Origin of the sequence: Sorangium sp. So ce590 (assembly GCF_051521365.1) — a bacterium.
GTDB lineage: Bacteria > Myxococcota_A > Polyangia > Polyangiales > Polyangiaceae > Sorangium.
Genome location: NZ_CP150346.1, coordinates 4,072,318 through 4,089,421, shown reverse-complemented (window position 1 = coordinate 4,089,421; position 17,104 = coordinate 4,072,318). Strand labels below are relative to the sequence as shown.

The window sequence follows — 17,104 nt, the reverse complement described above, 5'->3', positions numbered from 1 at the left end:
GAGCGAAACGACCATGGCCGCCCGACGCCAGAGCACGCAGAAGAACCCCACGGAGATTGAAGGGCAGAGCGATCCGAAGGCGCCGCTCGACAGCGCCCGGTTGCTGGTCGCGGCGAGGCCGGTGTTGAAGCAGCTCGCCGAGGATCTGCTGGTGCGGGCGAGAGGGTCGGCGGCGGTCACGGCGGCGCTGGAAGCGCGGCACAAGGTGGAGCAGGAGCAGCGGCGGACGGCGGATCCGTTCGTCGTCTGGCAGACGAACCTGGTGGACCAGGTCGCGGCGGCGTGGCTGCTCTCGTGCGTCTTCGTCCGGACGCTGGAGGACCGGGGGCTGCTGGGCGGGGCGCGGCTCGCGGGGCCGGGCGCGGCGGATAGCCAGCGGATCTTCCTCGATCTGGCCCCGTCGCTCGGGGAGCGGGACTATCTGCTCACGGTCTTTCGCGAGCTCAGCCACTTTCCGGCGGCGCGGGACCTGTTCGATGCGAAGCACAACCCGGTATGGCTGTTGACACCTTCGGCGGAGGCGGCGAAGGCGCTGCTCGGGCTGTTCCGGCTGCCGGATCCGGAGGCGCCGACGTTTCGCTTTGGGCAGGAGGACACGCGGTTTCTTGGAGACCTGTATCAGGACCTGAACGAGGTGGTGCAGAAGCGGTATGCGCTGCTCCAGACGCCCAGGTTCGTGGAGTCGTTCATCCTGGATCGGACCCTGGAGCCGGCGATCGAACGGTTCGGGCTGAACGAGACGACGGTGATCGATCCGACGTGCGGCAGCGGGCACTTTTTGCTCGGAGCGTTCGATCGGCTCTACGAGCACCGGCTGCACGCGGAGCCGGGGCTGGGCGAGCGCGAGGCGGCGCGGAAGGCGCTCGATGCGGTGTATGGGGCGGATATCAACCCGTATGCGGTGGCGATCGCGCGATTCCGGCTGACCCTGGCGTACCTGGAGAAGGCGGGGTTCAAGCGGCTCGCGGGAGCGCCGGCGTTGCCGCTGCATCTGGTGGTCGCGGATTCGTTGCTTCACAACGCGCAGGCGCCCCAGGCGAGCTTTCTGGAGATCGAGGGGCAGTCGGCGGAGGCGTGGGCGGGCCAAGCGTATGCGCTGGAAGACGAGGGGGCGGCGCGGGAAGTGCTGCACCGGAGATTTGCGGCGGTGGTGGGGAACCCGCCTTATATCATGGTGAAGGATGCGGTACTTCGGGAGCGGTACCGAGAGATGTACGACGCCGCTGCGGGAAAGTACTCGCTCGCCGCGCCGTTCGCGCAGCGCTTCTTCCAACTGGCACGTGAAAGGGGGAGTGTCGGGATGATCACCGCGAATTCCTTCATGAAGCGGGAGTTCGGCAAGAAGCTCATCGAGAAGTATCTACCGACGGTGAACCTTGAGTTGATCGTGAACACCTCAGGGGCGTACATCCCCGGGCATGGAACGCCAACGGTCCTGCTGTTCGGAACTGGCGAGGCAGCCCAGGGAACGGACATCCTGGCCGTGCTGGCGAAGCGCGGTGAGCCGACGACCCCGGAGGATCCGGAGCAAGGTCTTGTCTGGCGGAGCATCGCCGACAACTGGAGCGAGGTAGCCTTCGAGAACGACTACATGTCGGTAGCCCGGGTGGCGCGTTTGACGCTCGGAAAGCACCCTTGGAGCCTCGGCGGCGGCGGAGCGGCGGAGCTTAAGGAGTTGCTTGAGGAACGAGCCAAGGCGCGCCTTGGCGAAATCACAGACAACATCGGAATCGCATCATTCACTCTCGAGGACGACGTCTACCTTCGACCAAGGGGGGCGTGGCTAAGGCTTAACGTTCCCGAGACGCGGCTCCGGGCCATGGTTATTGGAGAGGTGATTCGCGATTGGTCCATCGGCGAAGTTGACGATGCCTTCTTTCCCTACGACGACAACCTCTTGCCCATGAGGCCGTCAGACCCAACCTTAACTGCTCTATGGCCCCACCGAACAAACCTATCGAACAACATACTGTTCGGCGGCAAGACAAAAATCCAAAGTGGCATCAAATGGTACGAGTTCGGCCGACTGACGGCGGACAAGCTGCGTACTCCGCGAACAATCACATTCGCCTTCGTCGCCACGCACAACCACTTCGTCCTCGACCGCGGCGGCAAGGTCTTCAACCGCTCGGCGCCCATCATCAAGCTCCCCGAGACCGCCACCGAGGACGACCACCTCGCGCTGCTGGCGTACCTCAACAGCTCGACGGCGTGCTTCTGGATGAAGCAGGTGTTCCAGCCCAAAAATTCAGCCGAACACAAAACGCATCCAGAACCAGAACGCAATCGTTATGAACACGCAGGAACGGCGCTACAGGAGCTGCCAGTACCTCCGGGTATCCAAAGCGATAAAATACTGGCCGATGCCGCGCGAAGGTTAACGGATCTGGCCACAATGCGCTGGGCCGCAATTCACGACAACAACCCAGCAGCCTCCACCGCGCTGCCGACGAGCAAGTGGCGAGAATTTGATGACCTGCGCGAACAAATGGTCGTTCTACAGGAAGAAATAGATTGGCGCGTTTATCATCTATTCGGTCTTGCGACCGACGCGGTCCTCGGGGAGCCACCGCCGGCCGCACGTTGTCCACGTGGCGACAGGCCGTGCGAGCGGCTCGTTCCACGGAAGAGCTTCGTGCGTCGGCGTGATCACCTGGTACCTCTCCATGAGGCCGAAGTGCCCCCCATCAACCGTCTGTCGTCGGCACTAGAATCTCTTTGGGCGTGCCGCCTATCGGAGTTACGGGCAAGCGAAGACCTAACGATGCTCGAACAGCCACTTTACAAGCGGCAGTGGCGGGACACGGATGACAACTTGGACGAGTTTGCCTTTCGCCGAAATCACGATGAAACACGGCATGCCCAGTGGCTACTCGACTCCATTGAATGTGAGATGCACGACATTGCCCCGGTCCGACCGAGCGAAATTGGGAGGCGCACCAAGACGAAAATTGAAGGCGCGGCATCGCAGACGTTACTTGAATCCGATGCAGTTGCCTACATGGCAGCGCTTCGACATTCACCATCAGGTCTAGATAAGCGTGCCATCTGGGAGCAGACCTGGGATCTCCAGCGTCGCGAAGACGCCGGCGAGAAAGTCGGTGAGATCCCCGTCCCTCCGAAATACGACCCCAAGGACTACCGCGACCCGGTCTACTACCGCCTCCGCGGCAAGCTCGACGTCCCCAAGGAGCGCTTCATCAGCTACCCCGGCTGCGAGAGCGATCAAGACGGCGAGCCCGTCTACGGCTGGGCCGGCTGGAACCACCTCCAGCAAGCCCAGGCGCTCGCCGCCCTCTACCAGAAGCGCAAGCAGGAAGAGGCCTGGGGCAAAGACCGCCTCACCCCGATGCTCGCGGGCTTGCTCGAGCTGCTCCCCTGGATCAAGCAGTGGCACAACGAGCCCAGCGAGGAGTTCTCCGGCATGCGCCTCGGCGATTTCTTCGACGGCTTCCTCGACGGCGAGTGCCGCAGCCTCGGCCTCACCCGCGACGATCTCCGCGCCTGGCGCCCGGAGGCCAAGCGGCGCGGCAAGGCCGCCGGCAAGCGCAAGAAGCCCGCGACCGAGGACGCCGAGGAGAGCGCGTCCGATGAGTAGCACGGGAGCCCGGCACCGGTGACCCCGAAGATCTACCACATCACGCACGTGGGGAACCTCGCCTCCATCGTAGCCAACGGTGGGCTATTCTCGGACGCTGCGATGATCGCGCGGGGTGGCCCGAGCGCGGGGATCGGGATGTCGAATATCAAGCGACGCCGGCTCCGTCTGCCCGTCGTCTGTCACCCCCCGACGTACGTCGGCGACTATGTCCCTTTCTACTTTTGCCCACGCTCGATCATGCTGTTCGTGATCCACTGCGGGAACCATCCGGATCTGGGCTACCGTGGCGGACAGGGGCCGATCGTCCACCTGGAGGCCGATCTTCATGAGGTGATCGCATGGGCTGAGCAGAACCGTAGACGCTGGGCGTTCAGCCTGTCGAACGCGGGTGCTGTGTACACGTCGTTTCGAGCCGACGTTGCGCGGCTGGACGAGCTCGACTGGCAAGCGATCGCCGCGACGGACTTCCGGAATCAAGCGGTCAAGGAGGCAAAGCAGGCGGAGTTCCTGGTTCATGAGTGGTGGCCGTGGACGCTCGTCCGGTCTGTCGGGGTTCAGTCGTCCACCCTGAAGGTGCAGGTCGAGACGCTGCTCGCCACGGCTGTCCATCGGCCAACGGTGGCCGTCCAGCCGCACTGGTACTATTGAGGCATTGAAAGCCATGATTGAGCTCACGCGAGGGGACATCCTCAAGGTCGACGCCGAGGCGCTCGTGAACACCGTCAACTGCGTCGGCTTCATGGGCCGCGGCATCGCGCTGCAGTTCAAGCACTCGTTCCCGGAGAATTTCCGCGTCTACGAGGCAGCATGCAAACGCGGCGAGGTGCAGCCCGGGCGCATGCTCGTGGTGGAGACCGGGCAGCTCACGAACCCCCGCTACATCGTCAACTTCCCCACGAAGCGCCACTGGCGGGCCAACAGCCGGCTCTCGGACATCGAGGCAGGGCTCGAGGCGCTCGTCGCCGAGGTCGAGCGCCGGCACATTCGGTCGATCGCGGTGCCTCCGCTCGGATGCGGCCTGGGCGGACTCGCCTGGCGCGACGTGCGTCCTCGGATCGAGCGTGCATTCGCAGCAGCTTCCGAGGTGCGTGTCCTCCTGTTCGAGCCGGCGGGCGCGCCGGCGGCGGGCGACCTGGCCCGGGCGACCAGGCGGCCGGAAATGACGCCTGGCCGGGCAGCGCTCCTCGGGCTCATGAATCGCTACCTCGCCGGGCTGATGGACCCCTTCGTGTCCCTGCTCGAGGTGCACAAACTGATGTACTTCGCCCAGGAGGCAGGGGAGCCGCTCCGGCTTCGGTATACGAAGGGCCGATATGGGCCCTATGCCGAGAACCTTCGCCAGGTCCTCGCGGTCATCGAGGGTCATCTGGTTCGCGGCTACGCCGATGGGGGGGACGCGCCGGACAAGCAGCTCGACCTGCTTCCCGGTGCGATCGAGAACGCGACCGCCTTCCTCGCGGAGCATGCCGCCACGCGTGGCCGCTTCGATCGCGTCGCCGATCTCGTCGAAGGGTTCGAGACGCCATTCGGGCTGGAGCTCCTGGCCACCGTGCACTGGGTCTCGACGCGCGAGGGGACGGCCGAGCCCGACGCGACGGTCGGCGCCGTCCACGCTTGGAACGAGGAAAAGCGACGCTTCTCCCCCGAGCAGATCCGCCTCGCGCGGGACGTCCTTGCGTCAAAGGGCTGGCTCTAACCCTCGACCTCGTGACCCTGCTGGCGAGCCGCAACGTCGCGACCCATGAGTCCGTCGCCCACGCAGCCTGAGTGCAACCCACAGCGAGGCGCAGCCCGGACGCCAGAGCGCGCACCCTGGGCGCGATGGTGGGCGTTCGTCGATGCCACGCTCCTGGCCGGGACATGGTGCGCCGGCACGACCAGGGCATCGGCCAAGGCCACCCGGCGCTGGCCAGGCTCGTGGTAGGGTCGACCTCATGGCCGGCGGGCGCAAGAAAGGAGCCGAAGAGAGCCTCACCGCCGCGCTCGCACGGCTGCTCGAGAAGACGCTGCTGCCCGATCTCCTGGCGCGGGCCCAGGTGCCGGCCCTGGCCGCCGGGCTCGCCGAGCAGCACGCCCGCGAGGTGCACGCCCGGCGGACCGCGACCCCCCTGGCCGAGTGGACCACCCGTTGGCTGGAGCAGATAATGGCTCAATCCTCGGCTGCTGGTCGTCAATCGCCACAACTGCGAGAAGTTCATCGCTGGCCTCGCCGTCCACCGGCTCCAGAGCACGGTCGATTCCTCCCCTCCCCCCGCACGCCCCTGGAAAGCCCGAGAAAGCCATGACCGAACCGACCCGCGTCCGCGATCTCTTCCTGCTGCCAAACCAGGTTCGCAAGGGCGACTTCGTCCTCAAGCTGACCGAGGGCATCGAGCAGCCGAAGGAGACGGCCTCGACCTACGTGGTCACGAAGGCCCTCGTCGCCTCCTTCGATCAGGCCCTGCGCCTCGTCGGCTCCGCGCTGCGCGACGGGCGCAGCCAGGCCGCGTACCTGCACGGGAGCTTCGGCAGCGGCAAGTCGCACTTCATGGCCCTCCTGACGCTCCTGCTGCAGGGGCAAGAAGACGCCTGGCGGATCCCCACGCTCCATGCGCTGCGCGAGCCGCACGGCTTCATCGGGAAGAAGAAGCTCCTCCAGCTCCACTTCCACATGGTCGGACAGGACAGCATCGAGGCGGCCGTCTTCGGCCGTTATGTCGACCATGTCCGGCAGCACCACCCCGACGCCACCGTGCCCGGGCTCTTCGCCGACGAGCAGCTCTTTGCCGACGCCCGGCGGATGCTCGAGGAACTCGGCGACGCGCGGTTCTTCGGTCCGATGAACGACGGCGTCGCGCCCGGCGCCGGCTGGGGCGAGCTCAGCAAGGTCACGGTCTGGAGCCGCGAGCGCTTCGAAGAAGCGGCCACCTCCGCCGACCCCAAAGTGCGCGAGCAGCTCTTCAGCGCGCTCGTCAAGACCCGCTTCAAGGCCTACGCGCACGAGAGCCGCGCTTTCGTGGATCTCGACAGCGGCCTCGGCACGATGGCGCGCCACGCCGCCGGGCTCGGATACGAGGGGATCGTGCTCTTCCTCGACGAGCTCATCCTCTGGCTGGCCCACCGGGCCTCCGAGGCCGCCTGGCTGCACAACGAGACGCAGAAGATGGTCAAGCTGGTCGAGGCGCAGGAAGCGCAGCGGCCCATCCCGATCATCAGCTTCATCGCCCGGCAGCGAAACCTCGCCGAGATGGTGGGCGCCCAGTACGCAGGCGCTGAGACGGCGCGCCTGCACCGATCTCTCGAGCACTGGGAGGGCCGCTACGACACCATCGCGCTCGAGGACCGGGACCTGCCCGCGATCCTCGAGAAGCGCGTGCTCAAGCACAAGGACGACGCCGCGCGACGCCTTCTCGACGACGCCTTCGAGAAGCTCAAGCGCGCCTCGGGCGCGTCGTGGCAAACCCTGCTCGGTCGCGATGACGCCACGGCCTTCCGTTTGCTCTACCCGTTCAGCCCGGTCCTCGTCGAGGCGCTCGTCGCGCTCTCGAACTCGCTCCAGCGCGAGCGCACCGCGATCAAGCTCTTGCTCGAAATCCTCGTCGAGCATATCGAAGATCTCCGCCTCGGCGACGTGGTCGGCGTGGGAGATCTCTTCGATGTCCTGTCCGGCGGCGATGATCCGGCCGACGGGGTGATGAAGGCGCGGTTCGAGGCGGCGAAGCAGATCTACCGTTACCAGTTCCTCCCGATGATCCAGGAGGGCAACGGGACGACGACGCCGGATCGCTGCCAGCGGCTCCGGCCGGGGCACCCGGTGCGACTCGGCTGCTCGAACTGCCCGGAGAAGGCCTGTCGCCTCGACAACCGGCTGATCAAGACGCTGATCGTCGCGGCGCTCGTCCCCGAGATCGCGGCCTTCAAAGAGGTCACCGCGAGCAAGCTGGCGCAGCTCAACCACGGGACGCTGCGCGTGCCGATCCCGGGCGCCGAGGCGACCATCGTCGCCCAGAAGCTGCGCACCTGGGGCAGCACCGTGGGCCAGCTCCACGTCGGGACGCAGGCCGATCCGGTGGTGCGCCTGGTGCTCGAAGGCGTCGATCTGACACCGATCCTCCAGCAAGCGCGCGAGCACGACACGCCGGGCGGGCGGCAGCGGGTAATTCGCGACCTGCTGTTCGAAGCGATGGGCGTCGACAAGATCGCCGACTGGGGGAAGGACCGGGTGCAGATCTGGCGCGGGACGAAGCGCCCCGGACACCTGCGCTTCGGCAACGTGCGCAAGCTCGGCGACGAGCAGCTCCTCTGCCCCGCCGATGACGATTGGCGTCTGGTGGTCGACTATCCGTTCGACGAGAAGGACTTTGGCCCCAACGACGACCTCCGGGTCCTCGACGAGCTGGTGGAGAAGACCCACGGGACGTGGACGCTCGCGTGGATCCCGAGCTTCTTCTCGAGGTCGATCAACGACCTCCTGGGCGAGCTCGTGGTGATCGAGCACCTCCTCGAGAACAAGGAGACGGAGCGACAGGCGGTGGCCCACCTCTCGGTCGAGAACCAGGCGCGCGCGCTGCTCGACCTCCGCAACCTGCGCAGCCAGAAGACGTTACGCCTGATCGGCGCGCTGGAGCAGGCCTACGGCTTGAGCCGCGCGAAGGAAGGCGATCTCGACCCGAGTCGCAGCGTGGAGAACCACCTGCGCCTGCTCATGCCCGGCGCGACGCTCCAGCCGACCCTGGCGGCCAACCTGACGGACGCGCTCGACGCCTACATCCCCGCGGTGCTCGCCGCGCGCTACCCGCGTCACCCGCACTTCGCCCCGTCGCTGACCGGCCCGCGGATCGTCAAGTTGGTCGAGAAATTCGGCGAGATTATCGACGCCGAGGACAAGCGGATCGCCGCGGACCGGGATCTATATAAAGAGATGAGCGGCACGCTCTCGGAGCTCGGCCTCGTGCGCGTCACCGAGACGGCCGTCCATCTCGTCGAGGACCGGACCCTGCAGGAGCTGGAGAAGAAGCGGAGCCAGAAGGCGGTCGACATCCCGACGGTCGGCCAGATCCGGAGCTGGATCGACGAGAGCAACAAGATGGGTTTGCAGGTCGACGCCCTCGACCTCATCGTCCGCTGCTACGCGCGCTGGGCCGCGCGGACCCTGGTGCGCTTCGACAAGCCGTTCGAGCCGAAGGCCGGGCAGGAGATCCCGGATGACGTGGTGCTCGAGAAGCCGCCTCTCCCGGGGCACGCGGACTGGGCCAGGGCGCTCGTCGTCGCGGGGGATACGTTCGGGATCGCGCTGGCCGGCAAGGCGCTCCACGCGGACAACCTCAAGCGCTTCGAGTCGCTGCTCGCCGAGAAGCTCGCGGCGGTGGCCGCGGCGTCCGCGAAGCTGCCGAGCGCCCTCCGCGCACGCCTTGTCGCGCTGGGAGAGCCGGAGACGGCGGACCGGCTGCGGACGGCGATCACCGCGGATCGGCTCTGCGCGAGCCTGCAGAAGAAGAGCGGCTTGGAGCAGGTGAACCTGCTCGCCGGGGCCACGTTCGACACCAGCGCCAAAGCGGTCGGGCGGAGCATGGGCTCGGCCGCCGAGACGGTGAGCGTGCTCGACAACGCGCTGGTGTTCGGTGTCTTCGCGCAGCTTCAGGCCCGACGCGCGGAGCTGGCCGGAGCGCAGACGGTCAACGACAACGTGGCGCAGGCGCTGCGCCAGGACGAGGTCAACGAGGCGCTCGCCCCGCGACTGCGCGCGCTTGCGGAGGAGGGGCAACGCCTGCTCGCCCCGCCTCTTGTTTTCGACATCAGCGGCGGAGGCGGCGGGCGCGGCGCGGGCGCGGGCGCGGCGGAAGTGGTCCTTTTTCAGAAAACCTTGGAGGGGCGGGGGCGAGAGGCCGTTCTCGCGAGCTTGCGAGCCCTGCTCGCGGACGTGGAGGGCGCGCTCGACGCGGCGGGCGATGACGTGCGCGTGCACGGAACGGTGACCCTCGCCGGAAAGAAGAAGGGATGAGCGACATCCCGAGCCTCACGCAGAGAGACATCACCGAGCAGATCGGCAAGCTCTACCGGTACGAGCGCAAGCGGCACCTGTTCGCGTTCTTCGGGACCGGGATCGAAGAGCAGTTGAGCTTCCCGAACATGCCGCCGCTCCGGGTCGTGCCGGTGCGGAGTGAGCTCGAGCTGCGCGAGCGCATGCCGGTGCTCGGCGACGAGGAAACGCGCATCGCGTTCCTCGTGCCGTGGGCGACGGAGATCCCGATCGATCTCGCCGGTCGCTTCGCCCAGAGCGGGAAGATCCTCCGGATCGGCACCGAAGCGCGCCTGATGACGCTCCTGGGCGCCAACGAAATCGAAGGGGAGGCCCGGAAGAGCGCGCTATCGACGTACCTGCTCACGACGTCGGCGCCCGCTCCCCTGAAGGTGCCCGCGGGGCGGCTGACCCTGGCGGCGATGTGGAACGCATGGCTCAGCGCGGTCTGGCGGATCGACGTGTCCGGCGGCCTCGGTCTCGACACGCTGCTCAGCTGGGCCGCGCTCGATCAGCGAGGGGCGCAGTTCGTCGAGGCGATGAGCGGGCCGACGGCGAAGGGCGTGCGGGACGAGCTCCTCGCGTACCTCAAGGCGCAGCTCGGCGAGGCGGGGCCGGTCGTGTGGAAGGCCTGGGAGCGCGGGCGAGGCACAACGCCCCTCGCGTATGCGCTGCTGTTCGAAACGCTGGCGTCGAGCGAGCACGCCGGGGTGAAGATGTGGGTGAGCCTGGCGCCCCGGTCTGCGCTCGACGTGGCAAACGACGGCGCCATGACCGCGGTGGCCGGAGCGCTCGGGGCCTCGGCGGACGGGGCGCTCCGCCAGGTCGAGCAGAAGGCGGGCGCGGCGTCGGCGCGCGCGATCGTGCAGGCGGCCGACGCGCTCGTCGAGAACGCCGACGTGCGCGAGGCGCTCGCCGGCGATCGCCGGTTGCCATCGGCGTGGCGCGCTCGGCTCGCCGCGCTCGGCCGCGCGCTCGCCGAGGCGGCGGCGGCGCCATCGGCCCAGAGCGTCGGGCGCGCCGCGGCGGTCTGCAAGGGCCTCGAGGGGCACGCCTTCTACGCCGACACGGATCAGATGGTGGTCATCGCGCGGGCCGAGATGGCCGTACGGCTCGCGGCATGGCTCGCAGCTCGGCCGGACCGCGATCTCCAGGGCCCGCCGACGCCGCACGGCGACGCAGAGCTGCTCGCGCGCTGGTACGCCGCCGAGGGGGGCTACGTGGACTGGGCTCGTCGAAGTGCGCGCGGGACCGCGGAGGACGGGTTCGGCAAGGGCGCAAACGCGGTCGTCGCGGCGGCGGATGACGCGCGCCAGGAGCTGGATCGGCGCTTCGCCCGCTCGCTGTCGAGCTGGGTAGATGCCGGGCGCCCCTCGGCGCAGGTGGTGCCGATCGATCAGGCGGTGAAGCGGATCGCTGTCCGCTTCCTCGACGACGACGCCTCGCGGCAGCTCCTCGTGTTGCTGATGGACGGCATGGCGTGGGCGCAGGCCGTAGAGCTCTTGCAATCGCTCAGCGCCCGCACGGTGCCCTGGGGGCCGTTGGCCTGGCACGGCTCGTCGAAGGGCAAGATCGGCGACGGCATCTATCCGGCTGTGCTGGCAAATCTTCCAACGATGACCGACGTGAGCCGCGCGGCGTTCTTCGGAGGAAAGGCCCTGCCACCGGGCGCGGCGTGGAATACCTCGAAGGACGTGGAGCGATGGGCCGAGCATCGCGACGTGAAGAAGCTCTTCGGCGGCGCCGAAGTACCGAAGCTCCTCCTGCGTGGCGAAGGGCATACACTCGAGGGCTCAGCCTCACCGGAAGCGCTGAGCCTGGTCGCCGACAGGGCCCGGCGGGTCGTGGCGATCGTGATCAACGCCATCGACTCTTCGCTCAAGGGCGATCCGCAGCAGCGTCACGCGTGGACGGTGGAGAGCATCAGGTCGCTGCCGGAGCTGCTCGAGCGCGCGCGCGAGGCGGGCCGCGCGGTGCTCCTGGCGAGCGACCACGGTCATGTGCCCGCGGACCGCCTCGTCTCGAAGGGGTCTTACAAGGACGCGGGGGCGCGCTGGCGCCCGTGGACCTCGGCCGACGAGGTGCTCGCACCGTACGAGGTCGGCTTTCGCGGCGACACGATCTGTAGCCCCAAAGGGGCCCATGGGGCCGTGCTCCTGGCGGACGACGCCTCGCGGTACGGTGGCGCGACGCACGCCGGGGAGCACGGCGGGGCAACGCTCGCCGAGGTGGTGGCGCCATGTCTGCTCATCGGCTGCGAGGATCTCGGAGCGCCGGCGCATGACGATCGGGCGCTCGACGTGGGCTCGGCGCATATCCCGCCCTGGTGGTATCTCGAGGTCCGCACGCCGATCGTCGTGCCGGATGCAGCTCCCATCGAGAGCCCGGCCCGACCGAAGAAGCCGGCAACCCAGGCACAGCTCGTCCTCCCGGCGCTCGCCCCGCCGCCTCCGGCGCCGCCGCCCGCGCCGGCGGCCAGGCAGTCGGCCTTCGCGTCTTCGCCCATTCTGGCTTCGCTGCAGAAGGCCGCGAGCGACCGGAGGCAGATCATCGAAGCGGTCGAGTTCCTCCTGGAGCGCCAGGGGGTAGCGTCCGAAGCCGCCCTCGCGGGCGCCATGAACGTGGCCGTGTGGCGCATTGGAGGCGTGGTGTCGAAGCTCGGAGAGGTCCTCAACATCGATGGCTATCAGGTGATCCGCCATGACGCGGCGGCGAAGACGATTCACCTCGATCGTGAGAAGCTCGCGCAGCAGTTCGAGGTGAAGCTGTGACCCCGAAGAGCCCCCTCAAACGACGTGAGATCGTCGACTCCCTGCGGCTCGGAGCCGTCCCGCGGCATGGGCTCGAGCTCTTCGCGGTCGGGCTCGACCCCTTCGAAAAGGTGATCGACGAGGAGCTCGAGGCATCGGCATCGGGACGCGGCAAGTTCAAGGCGGTGCGTGGCGAGTATGGGACGGGCAAGACGTTCTTCGCGAGCTGGCTCGAGCACCGGGCGCGGCAGCGCGGGTTCGCGACGACGCTCGTGCAGATCTCGGAGTCCGACACGCCGCTCTATCGGATGGAGACGGTCTATCGCCGGGCCATCGAGGGCCTTCAGACGAAGGAGTGGTCGATTGGCGCCTTTCGCTCGCTCGTCGACCGCTGGTTCTACAATCTCGAAGAAGAGGTGATCGCCCAGCCCGGCACCGACGCGAACGACGCCGAGGCGGTGAGCCAGGCGGTGGGCAAGCTGCTCGAGCAGCGGCTCGCGACGGTGAGCGCGACCCAGCCGCAGTTCGCTGCCGCGCTGCGGCGGTGCCACGCGGCGCGGGTGAAGGAGGAGCACGCGATCGCCGAGGGCCTTGTCGCGTGGCTGATGGGGCAGCCGAACGTCGCCGCCGACATCAAGCGCGCGGCGGGCCTCAAGGGCGACGTGGATCATGACGGCGCCGCGGGCTTCCTCCGGGGCTTGCTCGAGTTGCTCAAGCAGACGGGGCGCGCAGGGCTCGTGCTCGTGCTCGACGAGGTGGAGACGATCCAGCGCGTGCGCGCCGACAGCCGCGAAAAGAGCCTGAACGCCTTACGACAGCTCATCGACGACCTGAGCGCCGGGCGCTTTCCGGGGCTCTACGTGCTCATCACCGGCACGCCTCAGTTTTTCGACGGGATGCAAGGCGTTCAGCGCCTGCCGCCACTCGCGCAGCGGCTCCAGACGGAGTTCGCAAAGGACCCGAAATTCGACAGCGCCCGCGCCGTGCAGATCCGGCTTCAGCCGTTCTCTTTCGAACGTCTTGTCGAGGTCGGCCGGCGGGTTCGCGATCTCTACCCGTCGGACCACCCGGCACGCATCGCCACGCACGTGAATGACGCGCTTCTCGTAAGCCTTGCGCGCGGGGTCGCTGGCAAGCTCGGTGGTAAGGTGGGTATAGCTCCGCGCCTTTATCTGAAGCGCCTCGTGGGGTTGCTCGATCAGGTGGACGAGCACGCGGAGTTCGATCCGCTCGTTCACTACGAGCTCGTCGTGGCCATGAACGAGATGAACGATGAGGAGCGCGACGCCGCCGGGGTCATCCGCACGGTCGCCGACATCGCGCTCGATTTGGGAGGTGAAGACCGGAAGGGAGGCCGCGGAGGCGAGCTGGAATGAGCGCCTTCGATCGCCTCTCGAGCGCGCTTCAGTACCAGATCGCCAACACGCTGAGCTATCGCGCGCTGCGCCCCGTGCAGGAGGCCGCGATCGGCCCTGTGCTTGACGGGAAGAACGCAGTCGTCCTGGCGCCGACGGCAGGCGGAAAAACGGAGGCCGCGTTCTTCCCGCTCCTCGCCTCGATGGATACCGAGGACTGGCGCCCGGTGTCGGTTCTCTACCTCTCGCCGATCCGCGCGCTCCTCAACAACCAGGAAGAGCGCGTGGCGAAGCTCGCTGGCCTCGTCGGGCGCCGCTCCTTCAAGTGGCACGGCGACACGACGCCGAGCGCGCGCAAAGCGTTCCTCCGCGACCCCGCCGACATCCTGTTGATCACGCCGGAGTCGCTGGAGGCAATGCTGATCAGCCCGCGCGTGCCGACCCGCGAGCTGTTCGCCGGTCTTCGTACGGTCGTCATCGACGAGGTCCACTCGTTCGCGGCCGATGACCGCGGGGCACACCTCTCCTCGCTCATGGAGCGACTGACGCGCTACTGTGGTCGCGATGTGCAGAGGGTCGGCCTTTCGGCCACGGTGGGGAACCCCGGGGAGATCCTGCGCTGGATCCAGGGAAGCTCGCAGCGCGTGGCAGAGGTGGTCGATCCGAAGGGATCCAGGATCCCCCCGGATCTGGCGCTCGACTACGTGGCGACGCTCGAGAACGCGGCGATGGTGGTGAAGGCGCTGCACCCGGGCAAGAAGAGGCTGGTCTTCGTCGACTCGCGGCGCACGGCGGAGGGGCTCGGCCACATCCTGAAGCAGCTTGGGGTGACGGCGTTCGTCAGCCATGGATCGCTGTCGTTTCCGGAGCGCCGCGACGCGGAGCGCGCTTTTCAGGAGGGAAGGGACTGCGTCATCGTCGCGACGAGCGCGCTGGAGCTCGGTATCGACGTGGGCGATCTCGACCATGTGCTCCAGATTGACAGCCCTCCGAGCGTCGCAAGCTTCTTGCAGCGCATGGGCCGCACCGGACGGCGCGACGGAGCCGTACCCAACTGCACCTTTCTGGTGACGAAGGAGATGGCAGTCCTGCAGGCGGCGGCGATCATCCGGCTGTACCGGGAAGGCTTCATCGAAGATGTCCGACCGAGCCGCCGTGCGACGCACATTCTCGCGCACCAGCTCATGGGTCTGAGCATCCAGGCGAGCGGCATCGGCCGGGGTGATTGGTGGGCATGGCTCGAAGGAGCCACTGCGTTCGACGGGATTAGCGCGGAGGAGCGGTCGGAGATCGTCCAGCACATGCTGGATACGACGATCCTGTCGGAGCAAGGTGGGAAGCTCTGGCTCGGAGTCGAGGGTGAGAAGCGCTACGGGCGCGCCAACTTCCGCGAGCTGTACGCGGTGTTCGATGTGCCGCGGCTCGTGACGGTCCGTTCGAACACAGAAGAGATCGGGACGGTGGATGCGCTGTTCCTGATGACGCTCGACTCGGACCGGGAGCCGGCGAGCTTCACGCTTGCGGGGCGCGCCTGGGAGATCCTGTCGATCGACTGGAAGCGTGGAATTTGTGCGGTGAGGCCGGCGTCTGCTGGTCGGCCTCCTCGATGGGCGGGAGGGCCGCAGCACCTTCGGTACGAGCTGTGCCAGGCGATGCGGCGCGTCCTCGTGGAGGACGCAGAGGACGCCAGCTGGTCTCCTCGTGCTCGGAACGTGCTTTCGATGATGCGAACGGAGCACACGTTTTTGCGGGCCGAAGCGGCGCCGGTGCTGGAGAGCCAGGACGGGATCACATGGTGGACGTTCGCGGGCGGGGGGGCGAACCTGTTGCTGGTGCGGATGCTGGAAGCCGAGCTCGGTGGACAGTGCGTGAGTCGGAACCAGTCGATCACGCTCAAGGGCGAGGCGGGCAAGAGCATCGTGCGAGTGCAGCAGGTGCTCTCGGCCATGCGGGCAGCGGGGCAGCCGACGGAGGAGGATGCGCTGCGGCATGCGGAGGGGACGGGGCGGAGCAGGGTTTCGAAGTTTCAACCGTGCTTACCGGATAGGTTGATGCGCGAGCTTCTGGTGGCCGGGGTGCTCGATGTAAAGGGGGCACGGCAGAGTGTGGGGGGATCGGGAACGGCGGAGGATGCCAACAGGTTTGAGACAGGCCGGACGAGAATCTTATGAGGGGATCGCGCTGAGGGGCGCGTTCCGGCTCTGGGACCCGAGCGGTCGAGGTCGTGGCGCCGCCGCATGTGGGCACGATCTGCGCCGCGTCGTTCGGCAGCGCGGCCAATCGAGCGTCCTATCAACCTGCACGAGCGGGGCAGATCGGTGTTTACACCCGAACATCGTCCGCACGCTCTGTCCACCGCGGACCCCGGTCAAGGACGTCCCGTCAGAGCAGGCTCTTGGAGGTCACGGCGTGATCTTGTCGAACGCGAGGTACCGATCGTCGAAGGCGGCGAGCCACGCAGGCGTGCCCTCGGACCTGAGCGCCCCGGCGACGGCTTCGAGTGTCCAGGCGGAGAAGGTCCGCGTGTCGGCCAGGCAGGCCCGGTACAGCTCGATCGCTCGCGCGCACGCCGCGTTGCCCGCAGGGTAGACGATCGCGAACAGCCCCTCGGCAATCCCGCGGTCCCCATCGAGAACGAGGCTCCCGGCCAGGAGATGGTCCCGCCAGATTTGCTGGACCGGCTTCGTCCGAAGCAGCGCCATGTGGCTCGGCTTGAAGGTCCCCATCGACGCGGCGATCTCGTCGTACCGGGCCCGATGCGGAGCGGGAGGGTCGCTCAGGTCCTCGTGGTACTTCACCTCGATCCCGAGGAAACCCTTCGCGCCGCTCGGCGTCCGGTACTCGACGAAGACGTCGAACGCCGAGCGGTCGCCGGTGTACTTCGGGTCCCCGCGCCCGGGCGAGTGCTCGAACCCCATCGCGCTCACCGTCGCGATGCGGCCGCCGGAGAGGCGGCCCAGGACGCGCGACGCGAGAGGGAGGTCCCGCTGTAGCTCGCCGAAGAGGTTGAAGCAGAGTGGCTGGCTCGAGAGCAGGTCGTTCCAGATCCGAGGCTGGCTGAAGAGCTTCCCGCGGCTTCGCGCCGGGTCGAGCACCTCCGCGCGGACCACGTCACGGATCGTGCCGGTGAGGTAGTTCGCGAGCGTGTCCTTCGCGCTCGGCATCGTGAGCCGCGAGCCGAGGGGCTGCCCGCGATGTTCGCCGATCGGAAGGCCCTGCTCCTCGCGCCAGAGAGCCTGCAGGAGCCGCGCCCGCCGCTGAAAGTCGTTGTCGCTCGGCACGTACGCGTGGTGCCGCAGGAGGAGCTCTCGAAGCAGGTCGGGCATGCGCTGCACGGCCATCGGTCTCACAGAGACGCCGCGGTTGACAAGCTCGCCGGCAACGACCACGGCGTTGCCCC

General features: G+C 67.7%; 9 protein-coding genes. 8 read left to right on the top strand and 1 reads right to left on the bottom strand.

Features of this window, described 5'->3' with window-relative positions; all coding sequences use genetic code 11:
* Nucleotides 1–13 precede the first annotated feature (13 nt).
* The 8 genes from pglX to WMF28_RS15380 all read left to right on the top strand — a co-directional run bounded on the left by pglX (nt 14) and on the right by WMF28_RS15380 (nt 15,875).
* Nucleotides 14–3,598 (top strand): BREX-2 system adenine-specific DNA-methyltransferase PglX, encoded by a 3,585-nt coding sequence (pglX, locus tag WMF28_RS15415; protein ID WP_437602993.1) that lies wholly within the window; start codon nt 14–16, stop codon nt 3,596–3,598.
* Between the two features lie 18 nt (nt 3,599–3,616).
* Entirely contained in the window at nt 3,617–4,249 is a 633-nt protein-coding gene (gene darT / locus WMF28_RS15410) for a type II toxin-antitoxin system toxin DNA ADP-ribosyl transferase DarT (RefSeq protein WP_437602992.1), read from the top strand.
* A 13-nt stretch (nt 4,250–4,262) separates the two neighbouring features.
* Nucleotides 4,263–5,297 (top strand): type II toxin-antitoxin system antitoxin DNA ADP-ribosyl glycohydrolase DarG, encoded by a 1,035-nt coding sequence (gene darG, locus WMF28_RS15405; protein ID WP_437602991.1) that lies wholly within the window; start codon nt 4,263–4,265, stop codon nt 5,295–5,297.
* Nucleotides 5,298–5,535: 238 nt separating this feature from the next.
* Nucleotides 5,536–5,886, top strand: coding sequence for a hypothetical protein (locus tag WMF28_RS15400; protein ID WP_437602990.1), 351 nt, complete (start codon nt 5,536–5,538; stop codon nt 5,884–5,886).
* Entirely contained in the window at nt 5,883–9,581 is a 3,699-nt protein-coding gene (locus WMF28_RS15395) for a hypothetical protein (RefSeq protein WP_437602989.1), read from the top strand. The genes WMF28_RS15400 and WMF28_RS15395 overlap by 4 nt, the downstream gene beginning before the upstream one ends.
* A complete protein-coding gene (gene pglZ / locus WMF28_RS15390) occupies nt 9,578–12,370 on the top strand; it encodes a BREX-2 system phosphatase PglZ (RefSeq protein WP_437602988.1) in 2,793 nt (930 codons plus the stop codon). The genes WMF28_RS15395 and pglZ overlap by 4 nt, the downstream gene beginning before the upstream one ends.
* Complete coding sequence (gene brxD, locus WMF28_RS15385; protein WP_437602987.1) at nt 12,367–13,725, top strand: BREX system ATP-binding protein BrxD; 1,359 nt, start codon at nt 12,367–12,369, stop codon at nt 13,723–13,725. Before pglZ ends, brxD begins: the two co-directional genes overlap by 4 nt.
* The gene (locus WMF28_RS15380) at nt 13,722–15,875 is read left to right on the top strand and encodes a DEAD/DEAH box helicase (protein WP_437602986.1); all 2,154 of its coding nucleotides are present in this window, start codon (nt 13,722–13,724) and stop codon (nt 15,873–15,875) included. The genes brxD and WMF28_RS15380 overlap by 4 nt, the downstream gene beginning before the upstream one ends.
* Before the next feature lie 231 nt (nt 15,876–16,106).
* Here WMF28_RS15380 and WMF28_RS15375 read toward each other — a convergent pair whose 3' ends face one another.
* Nucleotides 16,107–17,030 carry a PGN_0703 family putative restriction endonuclease gene (locus tag WMF28_RS15375; RefSeq protein ID WP_437602985.1) on the bottom strand — a complete coding sequence of 308 codons (924 nt, stop codon included), beginning with the start codon at nt 17,028–17,030 and terminating at the stop codon, nt 16,107–16,109.
* Nucleotides 17,031–17,104: the final 74 nt, after the last annotated feature.